General features: G+C 71.2%; 19 protein-coding genes. 10 read left to right on the forward strand and 9 right to left on the reverse strand.

Annotated elements, in window-relative coordinates:
• Nucleotides 1-92: 92 nt before the first annotated feature.
• Entirely contained in the window at nt 93-1,535 is a 1,443-nt protein-coding gene (locus OG963_RS08255; RefSeq protein ID WP_177309180.1) for an NAD(P)/FAD-dependent oxidoreductase, read from the reverse strand.
• 115 nt (nt 1,536-1,650) lie between these two features.
• Here OG963_RS08255 and trxA point away from each other — a divergent pair, with 115 nt between their 5' ends.
• Nucleotides 1,651-2,025, forward strand: coding sequence for a thioredoxin (trxA, locus tag OG963_RS08260; protein ID WP_030933996.1), 375 nt, complete (start codon nt 1,651-1,653; stop codon nt 2,023-2,025).
• Between the two features lie 84 nt (nt 2,026-2,109).
• On the opposite strand, the gene OG963_RS08265 is transcribed toward trxA, so the two are convergent.
• The 3 genes from OG963_RS08265 to OG963_RS08275 form a co-directional block, all read right to left on the reverse strand.
• Nucleotides 2,110-3,546, reverse strand: coding sequence for an aldehyde dehydrogenase family protein (locus tag OG963_RS08265; protein ID WP_371798709.1), 1,437 nt, complete (start codon nt 3,544-3,546; stop codon nt 2,110-2,112).
• 296 nt (nt 3,547-3,842) lie between these two features.
• Complete coding sequence (locus OG963_RS08270; protein WP_176902002.1) at nt 3,843-4,169, reverse strand: hypothetical protein; 327 nt, start codon at nt 4,167-4,169, stop codon at nt 3,843-3,845.
• 124 nt (nt 4,170-4,293) lie between these two features.
• Complete coding sequence (locus OG963_RS08275) at nt 4,294-5,316, reverse strand: LacI family DNA-binding transcriptional regulator (RefSeq protein WP_093770112.1); 1,023 nt, start codon at nt 5,314-5,316, stop codon at nt 4,294-4,296.
• Nucleotides 5,317-5,365: 49 nt separating this feature from the next.
• Between OG963_RS08275 and OG963_RS08280 the strand changes: the two genes are divergently transcribed.
• From OG963_RS08280 to OG963_RS08290, 3 genes are all read left to right on the forward strand, one after another.
• Nucleotides 5,366-5,584 (forward strand): hypothetical protein, encoded by a 219-nt coding sequence (locus OG963_RS08280; protein ID WP_030933989.1) that lies wholly within the window; start codon nt 5,366-5,368, stop codon nt 5,582-5,584.
• 160 nt (nt 5,585-5,744) lie between these two features.
• Nucleotides 5,745-7,286, forward strand: coding sequence for a flotillin family protein (locus OG963_RS08285; protein ID WP_093770111.1), 1,542 nt, complete (start codon nt 5,745-5,747; stop codon nt 7,284-7,286).
• Between the two features lie 242 nt (nt 7,287-7,528).
• Complete coding sequence (locus OG963_RS08290) at nt 7,529-7,978, forward strand: type II toxin-antitoxin system PemK/MazF family toxin (RefSeq protein WP_371798710.1); 450 nt, start codon at nt 7,529-7,531, stop codon at nt 7,976-7,978.
• Nucleotides 7,979-8,226: 248 nt separating this feature from the next.
• On the opposite strand, the gene OG963_RS08295 is transcribed toward OG963_RS08290, so the two are convergent.
• Nucleotides 8,227-9,069, reverse strand: a complete 843-nt coding sequence (locus OG963_RS08295) for a TIGR02452 family protein (protein ID WP_030933979.1) — start codon at nt 9,067-9,069, stop codon at nt 8,227-8,229.
• A 149-nt stretch (nt 9,070-9,218) separates the two neighbouring features.
• Here OG963_RS08295 and egtA point away from each other — a divergent pair, with 149 nt between their 5' ends.
• Genes egtA through egtD form a run of 4 tightly spaced genes read left to right on the forward strand, consistent with a single transcriptional unit; the run spans nt 9,219 to nt 13,598 of the window.
• Nucleotides 9,219-10,553 (forward strand): ergothioneine biosynthesis glutamate--cysteine ligase EgtA, encoded by a 1,335-nt coding sequence (gene egtA / locus OG963_RS08300; protein ID WP_319328626.1) that lies wholly within the window; start codon nt 9,219-9,221, stop codon nt 10,551-10,553.
• Complete coding sequence (egtB, locus tag OG963_RS08305) at nt 10,550-11,884, forward strand: ergothioneine biosynthesis protein EgtB (RefSeq protein WP_371798711.1); 1,335 nt, start codon at nt 10,550-10,552, stop codon at nt 11,882-11,884. Before egtA ends, egtB begins: the two co-directional genes overlap by 4 nt.
• Nucleotides 11,884-12,639, forward strand: coding sequence for an ergothioneine biosynthesis protein EgtC (gene egtC, locus OG963_RS08310; RefSeq protein ID WP_093770107.1), 756 nt, complete (start codon nt 11,884-11,886; stop codon nt 12,637-12,639). Before egtB ends, egtC begins: the two co-directional genes overlap by 1 nt.
• Nucleotides 12,636-13,598: an L-histidine N(alpha)-methyltransferase gene (gene egtD / locus OG963_RS08315; protein ID WP_093929208.1), complete on the forward strand. Its 963-nt coding sequence runs from the start codon at nt 12,636-12,638 to the stop codon at nt 13,596-13,598. Before egtC ends, egtD begins: the two co-directional genes overlap by 4 nt.
• Here the strand turns inward: egtD and OG963_RS08320 are convergent.
• The 3 genes from OG963_RS08320 to OG963_RS08330 all read right to left on the reverse strand — a co-directional run bounded on the left by OG963_RS08320 (nt 13,541) and on the right by OG963_RS08330 (nt 16,736).
• Nucleotides 13,541-14,389 (reverse strand): 1-acyl-sn-glycerol-3-phosphate acyltransferase, encoded by an 849-nt coding sequence (locus tag OG963_RS08320; protein WP_093770105.1) that lies wholly within the window; start codon nt 14,387-14,389, stop codon nt 13,541-13,543. The genes egtD and OG963_RS08320 overlap by 58 nt on opposite strands.
• Nucleotides 14,386-15,285 carry a GNAT family N-acyltransferase gene (locus OG963_RS08325; protein WP_319328621.1) on the reverse strand — a complete coding sequence of 300 codons (900 nt, stop codon included), beginning with the start codon at nt 15,283-15,285 and terminating at the stop codon, nt 14,386-14,388. The genes OG963_RS08320 and OG963_RS08325 overlap by 4 nt, the downstream gene beginning before the upstream one ends.
• A 194-nt stretch (nt 15,286-15,479) precedes the next feature.
• Nucleotides 15,480-16,736 carry an extracellular solute-binding protein gene (locus OG963_RS08330; RefSeq protein ID WP_371798712.1) on the reverse strand — a complete coding sequence of 419 codons (1,257 nt, stop codon included), beginning with the start codon at nt 16,734-16,736 and terminating at the stop codon, nt 15,480-15,482.
• A 201-nt stretch (nt 16,737-16,937) separates the two neighbouring features.
• Here OG963_RS08330 and OG963_RS08335 point away from each other — a divergent pair, with 201 nt between their 5' ends.
• On the forward strand, nt 16,938-17,153 hold the full coding sequence (locus OG963_RS08335; RefSeq protein ID WP_030933957.1) for a dodecin: 216 nt from the start codon (nt 16,938-16,940) through the stop codon (nt 17,151-17,153).
• A 58-nt stretch (nt 17,154-17,211) separates the two neighbouring features.
• On the opposite strand, the gene OG963_RS08340 is transcribed toward OG963_RS08335, so the two are convergent.
• A complete protein-coding gene (locus OG963_RS08340) occupies nt 17,212-17,700 on the reverse strand; it encodes a hypothetical protein (protein ID WP_176902001.1) in 489 nt (162 codons plus the stop codon).
• Between the two features lie 410 nt (nt 17,701-18,110).
• Here OG963_RS08340 and OG963_RS08345 point away from each other — a divergent pair, with 410 nt between their 5' ends.
• Nucleotides 18,111-20,534, forward strand: coding sequence for an ABC transporter (locus OG963_RS08345; RefSeq protein WP_371798713.1), 2,424 nt, complete (start codon nt 18,111-18,113; stop codon nt 20,532-20,534).
• Nucleotides 20,535-20,739: the final 205 nt, after the last annotated feature.

Below are 20,739 nucleotides of genomic sequence, written 5' to 3' on the forward strand. Positions count from 1 at the left end.
GCCGGATCCCGACAGTCCAGCCACCCCGCCCCCTGCGGGGCGTTCGGTCACGTCGGGATCCGTTCCTCCACGCGTCGGCTCACCGTCCGTACTCAGCCGCGGTAGGTCTCCAGCAGGCGCAGCCAGACCTCGCTGATCGTGGGGAAGGCGGGGACCGCGTGCCAGAGCCGGTCGATGGGGACCTCACCCGCGACCGCGACGGTCGCCGAATGCAGCAGCTCGCCGATGCCCGGCCCTACGAAGGTGACGCCGAGCAGGATCTCCCGGTCGAGGTCGACGACCATGCGGGCGCGGCCCCGGTAACCGCTCGCGTAGAGGCCGGCGCCCGAGACCGCCGCGAGGTCGTAGTCGACGGCGCGCACGCGATGGCCGGCCCTCTCCGCCGCGGCGAGGGTGAGACCGACGGACGCGGCCTCCGGGTCGGTGAAGACCACCTGGGGCACCGCCGCGTGGTCGGCGGTCGCGGTGTGGGCACCCCAACGACCGGTCGCCTCCGGGGTGCCCTGGGCGCGGGCGGCGATCGCGGCACCCGCGATACGGGCCTGGTACTTACCCTGATGGGTGAGGAGCGCCCGGTGATTGACGTCGCCGACGGCGTAGAGCCAGTTGCTGCCCTCCACCCTGCAGCTGTCGTCGACCGGGAGCCAGGATCCGGGCTTCAGAGCCACCGTCTCCAGCCCGAGGTCGTCGGTGCGCGGGGCGCGGCCGGTGGCGAAGAGGATCTCGTCGGCCTCGATGCGCTCGCCGTCGTCCAGTTCGACGGTGACGGGACCGTCCGGGGTTGTGCGGTCGACGGAGGTGGCCGAGACGCCGGTGCGGATGTCCGCTCCCGCCTCGGTCAGCGCCTCGGCGACCAGCTCACCGGCGAACGGCTCCATCTTCGGCAGCAGGCCCTTGCCACGGATCAGCATCGTGACCTGGGCGCCGAGCGCCTGATAGACGGTGGCCATCTCCACGCCGACGACCCCACCGCCGACGATCACCAGGCGGCCGGGAACCTCCTTCGCGCTGGTCGCCTCCCGGCTCGTCCATGGGCGGGCGTCGGCGATTCCGGGCAGGTCGGGAACCACGGCACCGCTGCCCGTGCAGACGGCGACGGCGTGCCGCGCGGTGAGCCGGTGTTCGGTGCCGTCGGGGGTGGTGACGGAGACCTGCTTCGTACCGGCCAGACGGCCCTGGCCCCGGTAGAGATCCGCACCGACGCCCTCCAGCCAGGCGACCTGCCCGTCGTCGTGCCAGTCGGAGACATACCAGTCACGGTGGGCGAGGACCGCGGCCGTGTCCAGCGGGCCCTGTACGGCTGCGCCGAGGCCCGGGACCCTGCGCGCGTCGGCACGGGCGACGACCGGTCGCAGCAGGGCCTTGCTGGGAATACAGGCCCAGTACGAGCATTCGCCGCCGACCAGTTCCGACTCGACGACCGCCGTGGTCAGCCCGGCCGCGCGGGTCCGGTCCGCCACGTTCTCCCCCACCGGCCCCGCACCGATCACCACGACGTCGTACACGGCGTTCTTCACAGCATCAGCATCTGTCATGGGGACAGTCTGGTGGTGGGTGTGGGCCTCGGCCACATGGGCAGGCGGAATAGCGCAAAGGAAGCCACCGTTGTCCCGTACAGGTCCCAGCGGGCACAGGAAGAGGTACAGAAGCATGAGCACCGTAGAGCTCACCAAGGAAAACTTCGATCAGGTCGTCAGCGAGAACGAGTTCATCCTGATCGACTTCTGGGCTTCCTGGTGCGGCCCGTGCCGTCAGTTCGCGCCGGTCTACGACGCGGCGTCCGAGCGCCACGACGACCTGGTCTTCGCCAAGGTCGATACGGAAGCGCAGCAGGAGCTGGCGGCTGCCTTCGAGATCCAGTCCATTCCGACGCTGATGATCGTCCGGGACAATGTCGCGGTGTTCGCCCAGCCCGGGGCGCTGCCGGAGGCTGCGCTGGAGGACGTCATCGGACAGGCCCGGAAACTGGACATGGACGAGGTGCGCAAGTCCATCGAGAACCAGCAGAAGGAACAGCAGCAGTAGCCTGCGCGCGCGAACCGCGGGTGGAGGAGGGCCCGGCCGACGGCCGGGCCCTCCTGGCGTTGCGAAGGCGGACAGACCCGAGTGCTAGAAGGGGTGGCCGGCCGGTTCGTGGCGCACGGTCGTCCAGCGCAGCTCGGTGAAGGCCTCCAGGTTGGCCCCGCCGCCGAACCGAGCGCCGGTGCCGGACGCCCCGATGCCACCGAAGGGCGCCACCGCCTCGTCGTTCACCGTCTGGTCGTTGATGTGGACGATGCCGGTCGGGATCCGTTCCGCGAGTTCCAGGCCACGCGCGGTGTCACGGGTGACGATGCCGAGGGAGAGTCCGTACGGGCTGTCGGCGGCCAGCGCCGCGGCCTCGTCCAGGGTGTCGAAGGACCGCACGGGGGCCACCGGGCCGAAGACCTCCTCCGTGTAGGCGGGCGTGTGGTCGTCGACGTCGGTGAGGACGGTGGGGCGGTAGAACAGATCGCGATGGGTACCTCCGGCCGCGACCTTCGCGCCGCCTGCGGTGCTCGACTCGACCAGCCGGTGGATCTTTCCGAGCTGGCCGCGGTCGATGATCGGGCCCAGGTGGACCTGCTCACGGTGCGGGTCGCCGACCGCCAGCGCGTCCGCCTTGGCGACGAGCCGTTCGACGTACTCGTCCAGCAGCGAGGCGTGTACGAGGTGCCGGCCGGTGGTCATGCAGATCTGGCCCTGGTGGAAGAACGAGCCCCAACTTGCCTGGGCCACCGCGCCCTCCAGGTCGGCGTCCTCCAGAACGACGAGGGCGGAGTTGCCACCGAGCTCCAGGTGGGCACGCTTGAGGAGCCGTCCGGCGGCTTCACCGACGGCGCGGCCCGCCGCGGTGGAACCGGTGAAGGAGATGACCGGCACACGCGGTTCGGCGACCAGCGCCTGTCCGGCCTCGGCGCCGCCGGGCAGGAGGTGCAGCAGGTTTTCGTCGAGTCCGGCCTCGGCGAAGACCGCCGCGAGCGCGAGCCCGCCGCAGACGGCGGTGCGCGGGTCGGGCTTGAGGAGGACCGCGTTGCCCAGGGCGAGTGCGGGGGCGACGGACCTGATGGAGAGGATCAGCGGCGCGTTGAACGGGGCGATCACGCCGACGACGCCGACCGGGACGCGCCGGGTGTAGGAGAGGCGCTCGCCCTCGCTGGGCAGTACCTCACCGGTCGGCCGGGATGCGAGCGCGGCGGCCTCGTAGCACTCCTGGGCGGCGACATGGAGCTCGAAGTCGGCCTTGCCGGGGATCGAGCCCGACTCCCGTACGATCCATTCGCGCAGTTCGTCGGCGTGCGCGGTGAACAGGTCGCCGGCCCGGCGCAGGACCGCGGCACGGACGAAGTGCGGGGTACGGGACCAGGCGGCCTGGGCGGCGGCCGCGGACCGGGCGGCCGTGGCGATGTCCTCGGGCGCGGCAAGGGTGACACGTCCGAGCACCTCGCCGGTGGCGGGCTCGACGACGTCCGACTCACCTCCCGCAAGCGTGCGGGACTGCCAGGCCTTGGGGTCGAGCAGGGACATGAAGACTCTCCAGTCGATCGGTTCGAGGGGTGGTCCCATGCGGTGGGGCGCGGGGGTGCGGCCGCGGCTTCGCGGGGCGACGCGATCCGGCGCAGCCGTGCGAGCTGCGTCCGGCAATCGAACGTGGCCTCGCTCGGTTGAACGTGCAACATCGTAGCCACGCAGCACCCACCGACAAGGGAATTGATCGAACTGCTGCTCCCTTTGCAACCGACGCCCCGTGCCGACCTCGCGCAGCAACGGCACCTATCAACTCTCCATCGAATGACGGAAGTTCCCTGTGTGCCGGCTCAGCCTCAGGCCTTCCGCTCCGAGACCCTGACCGAGAGGCCGTAGTCAAGTTCGGCACCGTCGATGAGCAGGGCCTCCACGGTCCGGGTCACCGGATCGATGTCCGCCACCATCCCCTCCCCCGCGTACCGAGGGTAACCCGATGCCCCGGTCTCGCCCGTGGCCTCCACGACGGCCGAGCGGATGGCGGCCACGGAGTCGGGAGCCTCGGCTGCGTCGGTGTGCTCGGTGCCGTCGGTGGCTTCCGGGTGTTCGGTGACTTCGGCCGGCTGGGTCGTGGTGTCGGTGAACCCGGGGACGAGGAGGATCTCGTAACTCTGCGGATAGCTCATGGTCATGACGCTAGGCAAGCGACGCGCGGCGCGCACGTTGCCGCGCTGCCGTGTTGCAGTGCCGGGCAACGCCACCACCCCCGTGTGCTGCCGCCGCTGAGCCCGGCGACCGCGCCCCGCCGCCTCAGCTCGACTCGCGGGCGATCGCCCGCGCACTCAGCAGGTCGTGACGCTCGGGCTCGCCCCCGGGGCTCCGCACCAGCCGGTCGACGAGATCGGCCAGCGGCTGCGCCGTCGCCAGTTCCATCCGCACACTGCTCAACCGGGGCCTCAGCAGCCTGCCCAGCATCAGGTCCTCGGCTCCGATCACGGCGGTCTCGCCGGGCACGTCGATGCCCGCGTCCTGGAGCGCCCGCATCAGAAGCATCGCGTAGTCGTCGTTGTAGGCGAACACGGCGTCGAGTCCGAGTGTGCGCCACCGCGCGGCGAGGACGGCGGCCGACTCCTCCTCGTACCGCAGGGGCAGCGGTTCGATACGGGCTCCGCCACCGGCCGCGGCTCGCCGGGCTCCCGCCAGCCGGGGTTCGGCGAACACGCCGACGCCCCGTTCCTCGGGCATGACCACTCCGATCCGGCGGCGGCCGCGCTCCAGGAGATGCGCGGTGGCGCAACGGCCCACCTCCCGCTCGTCCATGACCAGGGCGTGGGCACCGTCGACCGGCTGCGGGCCGAGGGTGATCACCGCCCTGGCCCCGGAACGCCGGAGCACGGCGATGCCCTGAGGGGTGAGGGCGATCCCGCCGGGTGCGACGACGGCCACGGGGCGGAGTTCGGCCCAGGCACGGGCGGCCTCCTCGGCGTCCAGCCCGAGACTGCCGTGCTGGACCACGGTGTAGTCGAGACGGCGCAGGCCGGACTCGAGCTCATGGAAGAAGTGGTGGTGGAGCGGTGCGGCCGGATGGCTGCCGGTGGGCAGCAGCACCATCCGGGTGTGTCCGGCGCGCAGGCTTCGGGCCGCCGCGTGCGGCACGTAGCCGAGTTCGCCGGCTGCTTCCCTGACCCGACGGCGGGTCGGATCACTGATCCGCACGGTCGAATTGTTGTTGAGTACGTACGACACGGTGGCCCGGGAGACGCCGGCGAGTCGCGCCACATCGGCGCTCGTCGGGATCGGACCTTCGGAGGGCTGCTCGGGTAACTGGCTCATGGCGTCGGGCAGTCTTCCAGACCGGCCCTGCGTGGGTACGCTCCGGGGCATGGATGACTCGTCGATGGTGGGACTGCTCGGCCGGGTGACCGGGACGGTGGGGCCGGGGCTGGTCGGCGAGGTGATCGTACGGATTCGCGGGGGCGCCGAGCACTTCCTCGCGTACCCGTCCTCACCGTCGGACCGCATGGAGCCGGGGACGGTGGTGACGGTGATCGAATATCTTCCCCCGCGCACGGTGTACGTGGCGCGCGCGTACGACAGCTGACGTGCACACGCAGGACAGGTGAGGGGCCCGACGCACAGGCGTCGGGTCCGCGCCGGTCAAGAAAGCGGCAAGGTTCCGCCCACCTCTTCTCCACCGTCGCTCGCAGGAGAAGACTCCCTCTGTTCAGCAGTGCCGACGGGGCACTGCGATAAGGGGGCGCATGCCGATGGTCATCGGCGTCACGGCGGGGCTGGTTCTCGCCGCCATCATTGTGTTGATCGGCCTGTTCAAGCTGATGTGGCGAGTGGCCGAGCCGAACGAAGCACTGGTCATATCGGGCTCGAAGCACAAGACCGAAGGTCTTGGCCAGGGCATGGGGTTCCGCATCGTCACCGGGCACGGCACGCTCGTCCTGCCCGGTGTGCAAGCGGTGCGGAAGATGTCTCTCGATCTCAACGAGACGGAGCTGTCCGTCGATTGCGTCACGCATCAGGGGATTCCCCTGCGGGTGCGCGGTGTTGTCATCTTCAAGGTGGGCGACGACTTCGTGTCGATCGCCAATGCGGCCCGCCGCTTCCTCGACCAGCAGAAGATGATGTCGGAGCGGGTGCACAACGTGTTCGCCGGTCACCTCCGTTCCATCGTCGGCGGGTTGACCGTCGAGGACATGATCCGGGACCGGGAGAAGCTCACCGGTCAGACCCGGGCGGCGTGCGGCAGCGAGATGGAGAAGCTCGGGCTGATCGTCGATTCGCTGCAGATCCATGAGATCGAGGACCCGACCGGGTACATCAAGAATCTCGCCATGCCGCATGCCGCCGCCGTACAGCGGGATGCCCGGATCGCGCAGGCCGAGGCGAACCGGCGGGCGACCGAGGCGGAGCAGCAGGCCGCCGCCCGGATGTCGGAGGCGACCCGCGACAGCGAGATCCTGCAGGCCGGCTACCAGGCCGAGCGGGACAAGGCCGCGGCCAAGTCGCGGCAGGCGGGGCCGCTCGCCGACGCAGCGGCCCGGCAGGAGGTCGTGGTCCAGGAGACCCGGGTCGCCGAGCTGGAGGCCCAGCGGCGCGAGCAACAGCTGCAGGCCGACGTACGGAAACCCGCCGATGCCCAGGCGTACGAGAAGCGCACGCTGGCGGAGGGCGAGCGCGACGCCCGGATCTCGGCCGCCGAGGCGCATGCGAAGGAGACGGAACTCGCCGCCGTCGCCGAGGCCAACCGGGTGAAGACGGCGGCGATCGCCGAGGCCGAGGCGACCAAGGCGCGTGGCGCCGCCGCCGCTTCGGCGACCCGGGCGACCGGTGAGGCGGAGGCAGCAGCAGCGCAGGCCAAGGGCCTCGCGCTGGCCGAGTCGACCCGGGCGAAGGGACTGGCCGAGGCGGAGGCGATCAAGGCACGGGCTGCGGCGCTGGCCGAGAATCAGGAGGCCGTGGTCGCACAGCAGTTGGCGGAGAGGTGGCCGGAGATCGTCGAGGCCGGCGCGGGCGCCTTCAGCAGCGTCGATCACATGGTGCTGCTGAACGGGGCCGACGGCATGTCGGAGATGTTCGCGAAGGCCCTGACGATGGGTGGTACGGGGCTGGGCCTGGCCCGCCAGCTGCTGTCCACGATGAGCCAGGGCGACGGCCGGAACGATGGCCGGACCAACGGTGGGACGGAGGCTGCACCCCCGGTCAACGGTGTCGCGCCCACGGTCCCGCCCGTGCCGCGCAAGGAGCGCATTCCGGTGACGGGCGGTCAGGAGGGCGGCGCACCCTCCTGACCGGTCGTGGCGGCTGTGGCCGGTTCCTGTCCGTCAACCACGGGCGAGTACCGGCCACAGCTGTGTGCCGTCCCGTCCGTATCCCGACGAGCGGCGCGGCCCGCCCGGTGCTCTCCGCAGCGCATCGGCGTCTTCCTTCCCGATCCGCTGCGTGTCCGGCGGACCCGGCTCCACGGAATGGGTCGTACACGTTCTACGGTGTTCGGATGACGATCCCTCACCGTTCAGTCGGCACATTCAGCATGAACAGCAGCGACGGCTCGGCCGACTTCCCCGGCCGTTCCGGTCCGACCGCCACCGCCGAGGCCGACCCGCACGACGTGGGCCAGGTCCGCACCTCGTACGCCCCCGACCGTGACGGCGATCCCGACCCCGGCGAGATCGTCTGGACCTGGGTGCCGTTCGAGGAGAACGACGGCCGGGGCAAGGACCGCCCGGTGCTCGTGGTCGCGCGCGAGGCGGCGGGCACACTGCTCGCCGTGCAGCTCTCCAGCAAGCAGCACGACCGGGACCACGAGTGGGTGGCCCTCGGCGCCGGGCCGTGGGACAGCTCGGGCCGGCCGTCCTGGGTCGATCTGGACCGGATGCTGCGGGTGCACGAGGACGGGATGCGCCGCGAGGCGTGCGCGCTGGACCGGGACCGCTTCGATCTGGTCGTCGGGCGGCTGCGGGAGCGCTACGGCTGGGGCTGACCGACGGGGCCGGGGCCACCGGCCGTGGCGGCCTACGTGGGCTCTCCGGCTCGACACCGTCACGGAGCACCCATCCCTCCAGCTCGACCTGACGGTTACGGTTGGTGTACGCGCCCGACCCCACGGCTCGACGTCGCCGTCAAAGCCGCTGCCCACAGCACCGGTCCGAGGTGGGCCGTCACAGTCGGTCCACACTCCTCCGGCTCAACGTGACCCTTACGGTGGAGCGCCACTCCCCCGGCCCAACGTCACGGATACGTCTGCGGCTCGCGACCGAACGTCCGGGCGAACGCCGTACGGGTGGCCGCTGCGCGGCTGCGGTCGAGGATGCCGAAGACGATCTGCTCGAAGTGGCCGGCGAACCGGCCCCCGTCGGCGAGCAGCGCCCGGAACGCACCGGCCACCTGCGCCGGATCGTTCATGAACACTCCGCAGCCCCAGGCCCCGAGCACCAGCCTGCGGTACCCACGCACGGCGGCGACCTCCAGTACCCGCTCGGCGCGGGACGCGAGCACCGCGGGGATGCGGTGGGCGTCCTCGGGCGTCCGGCTGCGGATCACTCCGGCGTTGGGCGCCGGCGAGGTGAGGAAGCCGACGGTGTAAGGGGTGTCGAGCAGCCGCCCCCGGTCGTCACGGAACACCGGAACACCGGGCGAGTGGATCACCCGATCGGTGTAGAAGGCACTGCGCTCGGCCCGGTGGTGGGCGTAGTAGTCGGGGGCCCGCAGCAGGGTGGCGTACAGCGCGGAGCCGCGGCACAGGGCCTCCTCCTGGGCCTGCGCGCCGTTCAGGTAGCCGCCCCCCGGGTTACGGGCGGAGGCGTAGTTCAGGACGGCGATCCTGCCGGCCCCCTCGCCGGTCATCCGGCGCGCCGCCTGCAGGCTGCTCTCGTCGGTCACCTCGATGACCGAGGCGCGGTCTGTGTCGAGTGCGGCCACGGGCACCGGGTCGGGCCCGTACAGCCGCGTCCCGGAGAGCGCGGCGGCCAGAGTGCGCTCAATACTGATCTCACGCCCCTCGGGCGTGCGGTAGAGCCCGGCTTCGACGATGGACTCGGTCTCTGTCGCGATGGCGCGCAGCCGTGCGCTCATCGGCACTCCCCCGTGTGATGCATACGGGGCATGATCGACGCTCCTGCGCTCCCGGCGCAACGGAATTATGTGCCGCGCAAGGGCACCCTTGTGCGATCTCCCCGCAAGGGTTTGGGTGGTACGGACGTACCGAAAAAGGAGGCCCCGGCATGTCACCGGACGCACCCGTCGGCCACGGTCCGACCGATTACGACCGCCCTCTCGGTGAGGGCGATGCGGAGGATTTACTGCGATGCATCTGCTTCAAGACCGGCCCGCCCCGGACGGTCGGGGTCGAGCTCGAATGGCTCGTTCACGACCGTGACCGGCCCCGTACCCCGGTCGCCCACGACCGTGTCGACGCGGCCGTCGCCGCCGTGGGCGCACTGCCGCTGAGCGCGGCGCTCACGTTCGAACCCGGCGGACAGCTGGAGCTCAGCTCGCAGCCGGCGGACTCCCTGATGGCCTGTATCGACACCATGGCCACCGACCTGGCCGCCGTACGCGCCGCGCTCGGCCGGCTGGACCTCGTACCGGTCGGACTCGGCGTCGATCCGTGGCATCCCCCACGCCGTCTGCTGCACGAGCCCCGCTACGACGCCCTGGAGGCCTCGTTGGACCGGTCGGGACCGGCGGGTCGCGCCATGATGTGCTCCACCGCGTCCGTCCAGGTCTGTCTGGACGCCGGCGAGGAGGAGCCGGGGCCGCTCGGCCACGGGCGGCGCTGGCAGCTGGTGCACCTGTTGGGTGCGGTGCTGGTGGCGGCGTTCGCCAACTCGCCGTACCGGGAGGGCCGCCCGACGGGATGGCGGTCCACCCGCCAGTCGCTGTGGGCCGATCTCGATCCGGTGCGGAGCCTGGCACCGCCTGGCCGTTCCGCCCCGCGCGACGACTGGGCCACGCATGTGCTCGACGCCCCGGTGATGTGCATCCGGAGCGACGAGGCGCCGTGGGCCGTGCCGGTCGGTCTGACCTTCCGGAACTGGATCCGTACGGGTGCGCCGCGGCCGCCGACGCGCGCCGATCTCGAGTACCACATGACCACGCTGTTTCCGCCGGCTCGCCCGCGCGGACACCTCGAACTGCGCATGATCGACGCACAGTTCGGTGACGACGGATGGCTTGTACCGCTCGCCGTCACCACCGCCCTGTTCGACGACCCGGAGGCCGCCGAGACCGTGTACCGCACTGTCAAACCTCTGGCCGAGATAGCAGGCGCGCGGTCCGCTCCGCGCAATCCGCTCTGGGTCGGCGCCGCCCGTGACGGCCTGGCCGACCCGGAACTGCGGGTGACAGCCGCGACCTGCTTCGAAGTGGCGCTGGAGGCTCTGCCCCGACTGGGTGCTTCCGAGGCCGTTCAGCAGGCGGTGGCGGTCTTCCACGACCGCTTCGTCGCCCGGGGCCGGTGTCCTGCCGACGATCTGCCCGAACTTCTCGCGATGCCCTCGGTGCATGCGGCGCCCCCGGCGCTTCGTCCGGATGAGGGAAGGAAAGCCCGCTCATGACTGAAACCCCCGCAACCCCGACGCCCGAACTCGACACGGAGGCGCTGCGGCAGCGCGCTCTCGCGGCGCTCCTCACCGCCCGGGAACGCACCACGCTCCTTACCGACAGCGTCGACGACCGTGAACTGACGGCCCAGCACTCCCCGTTGATGTCGCCGCTGGTCTGGGACCTCGCGCACATCGGCAATCAGGAGGAGTTGTGGCTGCTGCGCGGCGTCGCCGGGCGGGAGGCGATGCGCCCCGAGATCGACGGGCTGTACGACGCCTTCGAGCATCCGCGGGCCAGCCGCCCCTCTCTTCCGCTGCTGCCGCCCGCCGAGGCCCGCTCGTACGCCGCGGAGGTACGTGGCAGGGCCCTGGACGTCCTGGAGAGCACCGCTCTGATCGGTGACCGCCCGCTCGTGGAGGCCGGCTTCGCCTTCGGGATGATCGCCCAGCACGAGCAGCAGCACGACGAAACGATGCTGATCACCCACCAGCTGCGATCCGGTCCGGCCGTGCTCACCGCGCCGGAGCCGCCGCGGCCGACCGACGCGGCCTCGCTTCCCGCCGAAGTCATGGTTCCCGGGGGCTCGTTCACCATGGGTACGTCGACCGAGCCGTGGGCGCTCGACAACGAGCGCCCCGCCCATGTGCGTGAAGTGCCGGGGTTCTTCATCGACACGGCGCCGGTCACCTGCGGCGCGTACGAGCGCTTCGTCGAGGACGGCGGCTACACCGATCAGCGCTGGTGGGCCCCCGAGGGCTGGGCGATGGTCCGTGAGCACCGGCTGACCGCCCCGCTGTTCTGGCACCGGGACGCAGGCCAGTGGCTGCGCCGCCGTTTCGGGGTGACCGAGCCGGTGCCCGCCGACGAGCCGGTGCTCCATGTCAGCTGGTACGAGGCGGACGCGTACGCCCGCTGGTCGGGGCGCAGGCTGCCCACCGAGGCCGAGTGGGAGAAGGCGGCGCGCGACGACCCGGCTTCGGGGCGTTCACGGCGCTATCCGTGGGGCGACGAGGACCCGTCCCCCGAGCGGGCCAACCTGGGCCAGCGCCATCTGCGGCCCGCACCGGCCGGGGCGTACCCGGCGGGTCGGTCACCGCTCGGGGTGAGGCAGTTGATCGGTGACGTGTGGGAGTGGACGTCGAGCGACTTCCTCCCCTATCCGGGCTTCTCGGCATTCCCCTACCGCGAGTACTCGGAGGTCTTCTTCGGGCCCGGCCACAAGGTGCTGCGCGGCGGCTCGTTCGCCGTGGACACCGTGGCCTGCCGAGGCACCTTCCGGAACTGGGACCTTCCGGTGCGGCGCCAGATCTTCTCCGGGTTCCGTACCGCGAGGGATATCTGATGTGCCGCCACATTGCTTACCTGGGACCGTCGGTGGCGCTCGGTGAGCTGCTGACCCGGCCGCCCCACGCCTTGGTCCGCCAGTCCTGGGAGCCACGCCGGCAGAAGTACGGAACGGTCAACGCGGACGGTTTCGGCGTGGGCTGGTATGCGGACGGGGACCCGGTCCCGGGACGCTACCGGCGCCAGGGGCCCGTCTGGGCCGACCAGTCGTTCGACGATCTGGCCAGAGTCGTACGCAGCACGGCCCTGCTCGCCGCCGTCCGGGACGCCACCGAGAGAGACGCGGACGGTGAGGCCGCGGCCGCGCCGTTCGCGGCGGGGCGGCTGCTGTTCAGCCACAACGGCGCGGTGAAGGGCTGGCCCGGATCGCTGGCGCCGCTCGCCGCCACGCTGCCCCCGGCCGAGCTACTCGCCCTTGCGGCCCGCTGCGACTCGGCCCTGATCTGGGCGCTGGTGCGGCACCGTGTCGCGGATGGCGACGACGTGCCCCAGGCGGTCGCCGACACGGTGCGCGAGGTCGCGGAGGCTGCGCCCGGCTCCCGGCTGAATCTGCTGCTCACCGACGGTACGACGATCGTGGGGACGGCCTGGGGCGACACCCTGTGGTATCTGGCCGAGCCGGGCCACCGAACGGTCGTGGCCTCGGAACCCTACGACGACGATCCGCACTGGCGAGAGGTCCCCGACCGCACCCTGCTGGTCGCGACCCGCGCCGACGTTCTGCTCACCCCGCTCAAGGAGCCCACCGAGTGAGTCCCTTTCTGCTGACCCGCACCCTGCCGGTGGACGCGACGGACGCGGCGCTGCGCGCCGACGTGCTGCACGGTCTGACCCGGCACCCGAAGACGCTGCCGCCCAAGTGGTTCTACGACGCGCACGGCAGCGAGCTGTTCGAGGAGATCACCCGGCTCCCCGAGTACTACCCGACCCGCGCCGAGCGGGAGATCCTGGTCGCCCGCGCGCCGGAGATCGCCGCGGCGTCCGGGGCGAAGACTCTGATCGAGCTGGGATCCGGCTCGTCGGAGAAGACCCGGCATCTGCTCGACGCACTGCCCGGACTGCACAGCTACGTACCGGTGGACGTCAGCGAGAGCGCGCTGCGCGGCGCGGCCGAGGCGCTGCTCGTGGAACGGCCGGATCTCTCGGTCCACGCCCTGATCGCCGACTTCACCGGCGAGCTCGTGCTGCCCGACACGCCCGGACCGCGACTGGTCGTGTTCCTGGGCGGCACGATCGGCAACCTGCTGCCGGACGAGCGCGCGGTGTTCCTGAAGTCCGTACGCTCGCTGCTCTCGCCGGGCGACGCACTGCTGCTCGGCACGGATCTGGTGAAGGACGAGAAGGTACTGGTCGCGGCCTACGACGATGCGGCCGGGGTGACGGCGGCGTTCAACAAGAACGTACTGACCGTCGTCGACCGGGAGTTGGGGGCGGACTTCGACCCGGCCGACTTCGACCATGTGGCACTGTGGGACCGACGGCAGGAGTGGATCGAGATGCGCCTGCAGGCCCGCAGAGCGCTGACGGTGAAGATCCCCGGGCTGGATCTGGTCGTTCCGTTCGAGGCCGGTGAGGGCCTGCGCACGGAGGTCTCGGCGAAGTTCCGCAAGGCGGGGATCAGCGGCGAGCTGGCCGCGGCGGGGCTGAGGCTGTCTCAATGGTGGACGGATTCCGCGGACCGCTTCGCACTGTCGCTGGCCACGGCGGTCTGAGCGGCACGGGCGAGCGCACGGCGGCCGGGCGTCGTGCCCGCGGGGATCGGCGGCAGTACGCGGATCTCTGCGGTGAGTCCGGCCGCCGTGACCACGCGCCACAGCGAGGCGGTGAGCGGATCCTCCCCGACGAAGGCGGCGGCGCCGGCTGCCGGCTCGTCCGGCCGCGCGGTGCGGTAGGTGATGCGTACCGGGCGGACGTCGACGTGCGCGTCGAGCGCCGCCTGGAACGCGGCGGGCCGGAACCGGCCGCCGGCTCCACGCCCGCACCAGGTGCTGCCTTCGGGGAAGACCACCACCCGGGACCCGCCGCGCAGCGCCCCCGCGATGTCGCGCACGGTCGTGGGCAGCGCCCGCAGCCGGTCGCGCTCGACGAACAGCGTGCCGCCGAGGGCGGCGAGCGCACCGAGCACCGGCCAACGCCGGATCTCGCTCTTGGCGAGCATCCGGCCGGGGAGCACGGCGGCGACGAGCGGTATGTCCAGCCACGAGATGTGGTTCGCGACGACGAGTTCGCCGGGCTGCGCCTCTCCGGCCGGCGGCAGCGGACGGCCGATCACCCGTACCCGTACGCCGAACGCACGCACCACCCCGTACGCCCACCACCGGATCAACCGGTTCCGCGGTGCCCGGCCGAGCAGCAGCACGGCCGGGAAGCACACCGCGCCGAGGAGTACAAAGGTGCATCCCGCGACCAGCAGGGCCGAGGCCTGGAGCCGGCCGCGCACGGGGCCGGTGTGACCGGCGCAGGTGTGCGGCGTACAGGGTGCCGTGGGCAGCCAGACGCTCATGTCAGCGGAGCGAGTGACAGGAAGTGGCGCAGATACCGCGGGTCGGTGCGGCGCAGCGACAGCAGTACGTAGAGGTCGGCGACGTTGAAGTCCGGGTCGTGCGCGGGCGCACCGCAGACCCAGGCACCGAGCCGAAGGTAGCCGCGGAGCAGCGGCGGGAGAGCGGCGAGCCCGGTGCGCGCGGTGGTCCGACCGGCGAGGGGCGCGGCTCCGGTGGGGCGGGTGGCGACGGTGGGCTGCCAGAGACGGTGCGGGGTGACCCAGTACTCCTCGGGGGCCAGGTACTTCGTCCTCACCGTGTCCCAGGAGTCGGCGGCCAGTACGCCGCCGTCGGACAGGGAGATCGAGCAGCAGCCGGCCAGCCAGTTGTGCCCGCTGCGCTCCATGTAGCGGGCGAGGCCCGCCCAGATGAGAGCGATGACGGCGCCGTCCCGGTGGGCCGGGTGGACGCAGGAGCGGCCGACCTCGATCAGGTCGTCGCGGATCGGTGCGAGGCGGCCGATGTCGAATTCGCTCTCCGCGTAGAGACGGCCGGCGATCCGGGCCCGCTCGGGCGGCAGGAGCCGGTACGTGGCGATGACGTCGCCGCTCGCCACCTCCCGTACCAGCAGGTGATCGCAGTACGCGTCGAAGGCATCGCTGTCCAGGCCGGGTTCGGGGCCGTCGAGCCGGGCGCCGAGTTCACCTGCGAAGACCTGGTGACGCAGTCGCTGCGCGGCGCGCACGTCCTCCTGGCTGACGGCCAGGGAGACCCGGTAGAGCGGTGGGGCCGAGCGGTCGGACGGGGCCTGGGCCTGGGCCTGGGCCTGGGACAGCGTCGGAGTGGCCTGCTGCGGTACGGAGGGGGTGGCGGTGAACGGTCCGGCGACGAGTGGCGGGGTGGGCAGCGCGTTCATGACGGTCTCCGGGGACGGATCGGCAAGGGCGGCTGCCGGGCCGCCGCAGTGCTGCGACGACCCGGCCCCTTACTTCTTCCGTGACCGGCTGGATTCGACATGACCGCTGTGGAGAGCCTGGATGTGCGACGGCTGAATCCCGAGGTGTCGGGCGGCGGGCCGGGCACCCGGCCGTTCACCGATCGAGCTGCCTCTCAGCTGCCCGCAAGCTCGGCAGTGATCCGTTCCGAGGCGGATCTGGCCTCTTCCAGCGGGTCGCCGCCCTGCAGGACAGCCGTCATGTACGGCTTGATCGGGTTGTCGGCCTCGACCGCCGCCCACTGCGGCGAGCTGGGGGTGGCACGCCCACGCCTGGCACCTTGGGCCATGGCGGCGGTGCCCTCCTGGCCCTCGATGACCTGGGCGAGGGCCGGCTTGTTCGGTACGTAACTCATCGTCCTGGCGAGGTCCGCCTGCCACTTCTCGCCCGCGAGCGCCTTGACCACGTCTATACCGGCGCTGCGCTCCTTCGCCTTCGCCGGAACGATCAGATCGGAACCGCCGGTGAACACGGAGCCGGGGTTCTTCGCGGTCTTTCCGGGGATCGGGAAGTATCCGAGTTTCCCCTTGAGTTCGGGGTTCTTCTGCTCGATGAGCTTTGCGCTGCCCGGCACGGAGATGATCTGCGCGACATCGCCCTTGGCGAACACGTCGGTCTGCGGGGGCTTTTCCTCGTCGGCGTCCTTGGGGCCGTTGCCGTACGACTGGAGTTCCTTGTAGAAGGCCATGCCCTTGAGTGCGGCGGGAGTGTCCAGAGCGCCTTCCCATTCGCCGCCGTTGTCGTTGGCCAGGTCGCCGCCCTCGTCCCAGATGAACCCGGCGAGCACGTACCAGTTCTGGCCCGCGAGGTACATGCCCTGGTTGCCCTCCCGATTGAGCACACGGCTGTCCTCGACCCACTCCTGCCGGGTCTTCGGCGGGTTCTTGATGCCTGCCTGCTCGAAGAGGGCCTTGTTGTAGATCACCACACGGTTCGCCGCGTACCAGGGGATGCCGTACTGGATGCCTTCGATGCTGCCCGGCTCGGCGAGGCCGGGCAGCCAGTCGTCGCTGCCGAGGTCACGCATCGATTCGAGAGTGAGGTCGCGCAGACCGCCGCTCTCCGCGTACTGCGCGATCTGGGTGTTTCCGACTTCGATGACGTCCGGGGTGTCCTCGCCCTTGAGGGCCGAGGTGACCTTGGGACCGATGCCACTCCAGCTCTGAATCTTGAACTCCAGTTCGATGGAGGGGTGTTCGTCCTCGTACGACTTCGTGAAACGGTCCAGGAAATCGGCGGAGACACTGTCCTTCATCAGCCAGATCGTGACCTTCTTGTCGCCGGACCCACCCGTGCCGGGGAGATAGCCGCAGCCACCCAGTACAACGGTGGACACGAGCGCGACGGCGCCGATGAGTACGCGGTTCTTCACAGGGGTCACCTTCTGCGAAACAGCACGACTGGTACAGGACCCGATGTGGGGGACTGCGGGCGGTGCTCGCACGGGTGTGGCTGGATTTTGGTATGGACCATTCAATTTGGTCAAGACCAGTTCACGACACGTTCTCCACCCCGACCCCTCGCGCACCAGGGCCGGATGGGGCACCGTGGTAAGGACGAAAGGAGACACACGATGTCAAGCCACACCTATCGGGTCACCGAAATCGTAGGAACCTCCCACGAAGGGGTCGACGACGCCATCCGCAGGGGCGTCGCAAGGGCTTCGGAAACATTGCACAATCTCGACTGGTTCGAGATCACCCAGGTGCGCGGGCAGATCGTGGACGGCCGAATCGAGCACTACCAGGTGGGCCTGAAGGTGGGCTTCCGGCTCGACGAGACCAGCTGAGCCGGCGCAACGCGCACAGCCGAGCCCGCGCATCGTGGCCGCCGGGCCGCCGATGGCGTCAGGTACGCCCTTCGCGCTCCTGCGCGTCCCGCATCGAAGGCGAGGTCACCGCCCAGCGGGCCCGCACCACCGCGAACCCGGCCTGCTCTGCCGCGTCACAGACCAACTCGTCGTCATCGACCAGCATCCGCACGTCACGTTCCCGGCCCAGCCTCTTCAGGATCTCCAGTTTGGTGTGGCGAGCCGGCCGCCGGTCGTCGTTACGGCGCATGTACACCCGCCCCTCGGGCAGTCCCTGTTCCTCCAGCCAGGCCACGGTGTCGCGGCGGCACCGCTCGGGACGTCCGGTGAGATACCTGATCTCGCACTCCTCGGCGCTGCTCAGCACCAGCCGCACGCCCTCGTCGAGCGGCGGATCGTCGACGGCGGCGGCGAAGAAGCCGCTCCAGTCACGCCGGGCTCCTTCCAGGAAATGCTGTCGGTGGCCGCTGTCCGCGAGCGTGCCGTCCAGGTCGAATACGGCCAGTGGCCGGGCGTCGTCCATCACGCGTCCAGTGTCCTGGGCGACAAACAACGCGTCCACACCTGCGGGCTCCCGGGCCGCTTCGCACGGCCTGCGGGAGGCCTCCTCCCGAGCCCGGTCACCCTCGGCATCCAGAGTCTCTCGGCATCCAGGGTCTTTCGTTCGGATCAGGCCGGCTCAGGGAGCGGCCCGCCGCCGGGCGGCCGGTGTCACCGCGGTGCGTGCAGCCGCAAGACGGAAGAAGCAGCCCACGCGGAGCGCACGGGCTCCCCCCTGCTCGAGCGAAACCAAGAGCTCGGGGAAGACCGACGACAACGCGGCAGACGTGCGTGCCGGACCCCGCGAGCCCGGCGTGATCCCGACGAGAGGCCCTAGGATCGTGCTGTTTGCCCTCAGCTGTCAGCACTGTCCCGATCCGTACGGAGTCCGCGCGCATGCCCACCCCCCACGATCGGTACGTTCGGGTGCGCGGCGCTCGTGAGCACAATCTGCAGGACGTCCACGTCGACATCCCGCGCGACACCCTCACCGTCTTCACGGGTGTCTCCGGCTCAGGCAAGTCCTCGCTCGCCTTCGGGACGATCTACGCCGAGGCTCAGCGCCGCTATTTCGAGTCCGTCGCCCCGTACGCCCGCCGGCTGATCCACCAGGTCGGCGCGCCCGAGGTCGGCGAGATCACCGGGCTGCCGCCCGCGGTCTCCCTGGAGCAGCGCCGGTCCGCGCCCGGCGCGCGGTCCTCCGTCGGAACGGTCACCACGCTCTCCAACTCGCTGCGGATGCTGTTCTCGCGTGCCGGGGAGTACCCTGCCGGCGCCGAGCGGCTCGACTCCGACGCGTTCTCGCCGAACACCGCCGCTGGAGCCTGCCCCGAGTGCCACGGGCTGGGTCTGATCCACCGCACCACGGAGGAGCTGCTCGTCCCCGACCCGTCGCTGTCGATCCGCGACGGTGCGATCGCGGCCTGGCCGGGCGCCTGGCAGGGCAAGAACCTGCGCGATGTGCTGGACACGCTGGGGTACGACATCGGCCGGCCGTGGCGCGAGCTGGACGCGAGCGACCGGGAATGGATTCTCTTCACCGACGAGCAGCCGGTGGTGACGGTCCATCCGGTACGCGAGGCGGGCCGGATCCAGCGCCCCTACCAGGGCACGTACATGAGTGCGCGGCGCTATGTGATGCACACCTTCGCCGACACCAAGAGCCGCACCCTGCGGGCCAAGGCCGAGCGCTTCCTGACCGGTGTCCCCTGCCCGGTCTGCGGCGGCAGCCGGCTGCGCCCGGAGGCGATGGCCGTCACCTTCGCGGGCCGTACGATCGCCGAGCTGGCCGCACTTCCCCTCGCGGATCTCGCCGAGGTGCTGTCGGCCGCGGGCGGCGACGACACCGCGCGGGTGCTGACGGCGGATCTGCTGGCCCGGATCGAGACGGTGACCGAGCTCGGTCTCGGCTATCTCGGCCTCGACCGTACGGCTCCCACGCTGTCCTCCGGTGAGCTGCAGCGACTGCGCCTCGCCACCCAGCTGCGGTCGGGACTGTTCGGGGTCGTCTATGTGCTGGACGAGCCGTCGGCCGGTCTGCACCCGGCGGACACCGAGTCGCTGCTCGCGGTCCTCGGGCGGCTGAAGGAGGCCGGGAACTCGGTCTTCGTCGTGGAACACCAGATGGATGTGGTGCGGCGGGCGGACTGGCTGGTCGATGTGGGGCCACTGGCCGGCGAGCACGGGGGCAGGGTGCTGCACAGCGGGCCCCCGGCCGGGCTCGCGGACGTACTGGAGTCGGCGACCCGACGGTTCCTCTTCGACACGGGCCCGGTGCCGGTGCGGGAGCCGCGTACGCCCTCCGGGTGGCTGAGGCTGATCGGAGTCGACCGGCACAATGTGCGCGGGGTCGACGCCGCGTTCCCGCTCGGGGTGTTCACGGCGGTCACCGGTGTCTCCGGCTCGGGCAAATCGACCCTGGTCGGCCAGGTCCTCGCCGGGGCCCTCGCCGACCGGCAGGCATCCACCACCGCCGATCTCCCTGCCGAGCGGCCGGTGCCGGGATGCGCATCGGCGCTCGGGCTGGAGGCGGTGGACCGTCTCGTCCAGGTCGACCAGCGGCCGATCGGCCGTACGCCGCGCTCCAACCTGGCCACGTACACCGGGCTCTTCGATGTCGTACGGAAGCTGTTCACCGCGACCGACATGGCGCGCGAGCGCGGCTACCGGGCCGGGCGGTTCTCGTTCAATGTGGCGGGCGGGCGGTGCGAGACCTGCCAGGGCGAGGGGTTCGTCAGCGTCGAGCTGCTCTTCCTGCCGAGTACGTATGCGCCCTGCCCGGACTGTCACGGTGCGCGGTACAACCCGCAGACGCTGGAGGTGACTCTGCGCGGGCTGAACATCGCGCAGGTGCTGGACCTGACGGTGGAGTCGGCGGCCGGCTTCTTCGCGGGGACGCCCGCCGCGGAGCGCAGTCTGCGGACGCTGCTCGACGTCGGGCTCGGCTATCTGCGGCTGGGGCAACCGGCGACGGAGTTGTCCGGTGGTGAGGCACAGCGGATCAAGCTGGCCACCGAGCTGCAGCGCACTCGTCGCGGTCACACCCTGTATCTGCTGGACGAGCCGACCACGGGTCTGCATCCGGCCGATGTCGAGGTGCTGATGCGGCAGTTGCACGGGCTGGTCGACGGGGGCAGCACGGTGGTGGTCGTGGAGCACGACATGGCGGTCGTCGCGGGCGCCGACTGGGTGATCGACCTCGGGCCCGGCGGCGGGGACCGGGGCGGCCGGATCGTCGCCGCGGGACCGCCGACGGAGGTGGCGGGTGCGGCGGACAGCCGGACGGCACCGTACCTGTCGGCGGCGCTCCGAGCGGGCTGAGCCTTCGCCCTCCGGTCCCGGGAGCGGGCGGCTCCCGGGACCGGCGGAGAGGCTCTGAACACCGACCCGTCGTCCCTGGCGGGCGCCCGGCCGCAGCTACGGCGTCTCACCGCGTCGCCCGAACGCCCGGATGCGCCCAGCGTGATGACGCCCCTCCGTCCTGCGACGCCCCGCACCTGACGCCGCACACCGATCCATCGGGGAG

Source organism: Streptomyces sp. NBC_01707, assembly GCF_041438805.1.
GTDB lineage: Bacteria > Actinomycetota > Actinomycetes > Streptomycetales > Streptomycetaceae > Streptomyces.

Excerpts from the sequence above, each read along its gene's own strand:
- egtB (WP_371798711.1), top strand. The coding sequence starts at position 10,550 with ATGACTGAAACCCCCGCAACCCCGACGCCCGAACTCGACACGGAGGCG.
- OG963_RS08255 (WP_177309180.1), bottom strand. The coding sequence starts at position 1,535 with ATGACAGATGCTGATGCTGTGAAGAACGCCGTGTACGACGTCGTGGTG.
- OG963_RS08265 (WP_371798709.1), bottom strand. The coding sequence starts at position 3,546 with ATGTCCCTGCTCGACCCCAAGGCCTGGCAGTCCCGCACGCTTGCGGGA.
- OG963_RS08320 (WP_093770105.1), bottom strand. The coding sequence starts at position 14,389 with ATGAGCGTCTGGCTGCCCACGGCACCCTGTACGCCGCACACCTGCGCC.
- egtC (WP_093770107.1), top strand. The coding sequence starts at position 11,884 with ATGTGCCGCCACATTGCTTACCTGGGACCGTCGGTGGCGCTCGGTGAG.
- OG963_RS08345 (WP_371798713.1), top strand. The coding sequence starts at position 18,111 with ATGCCCACCCCCCACGATCGGTACGTTCGGGTGCGCGGCGCTCGTGAG.
- OG963_RS08280 (WP_030933989.1), top strand. The coding sequence starts at position 5,366 with ATGGATGACTCGTCGATGGTGGGACTGCTCGGCCGGGTGACCGGGACG.
- OG963_RS08325 (WP_319328621.1), bottom strand. The coding sequence starts at position 15,285 with ATGAACGCGCTGCCCACCCCGCCACTCGTCGCCGGACCGTTCACCGCC.
- egtA (WP_319328626.1), top strand. The coding sequence starts at position 9,219 with ATGTCACCGGACGCACCCGTCGGCCACGGTCCGACCGATTACGACCGC.
- OG963_RS08275 (WP_093770112.1), bottom strand. The coding sequence starts at position 5,316 with ATGAGCCAGTTACCCGAGCAGCCCTCCGAAGGTCCGATCCCGACGAGC.
- OG963_RS08285 (WP_093770111.1), top strand. The coding sequence starts at position 5,745 with ATGCCGATGGTCATCGGCGTCACGGCGGGGCTGGTTCTCGCCGCCATC.
- OG963_RS08290 (WP_371798710.1), top strand. The coding sequence starts at position 7,529 with ATGAACAGCAGCGACGGCTCGGCCGACTTCCCCGGCCGTTCCGGTCCG.
- trxA (WP_030933996.1), top strand. The coding sequence starts at position 1,651 with ATGAGCACCGTAGAGCTCACCAAGGAAAACTTCGATCAGGTCGTCAGC.
- OG963_RS08270 (WP_176902002.1), bottom strand. The coding sequence starts at position 4,169 with ATGAGCTATCCGCAGAGTTACGAGATCCTCCTCGTCCCCGGGTTCACC.
- OG963_RS08295 (WP_030933979.1), bottom strand. The coding sequence starts at position 9,069 with ATGAGCGCACGGCTGCGCGCCATCGCGACAGAGACCGAGTCCATCGTC.
- OG963_RS08335 (WP_030933957.1), top strand. The coding sequence starts at position 16,938 with ATGTCAAGCCACACCTATCGGGTCACCGAAATCGTAGGAACCTCCCAC.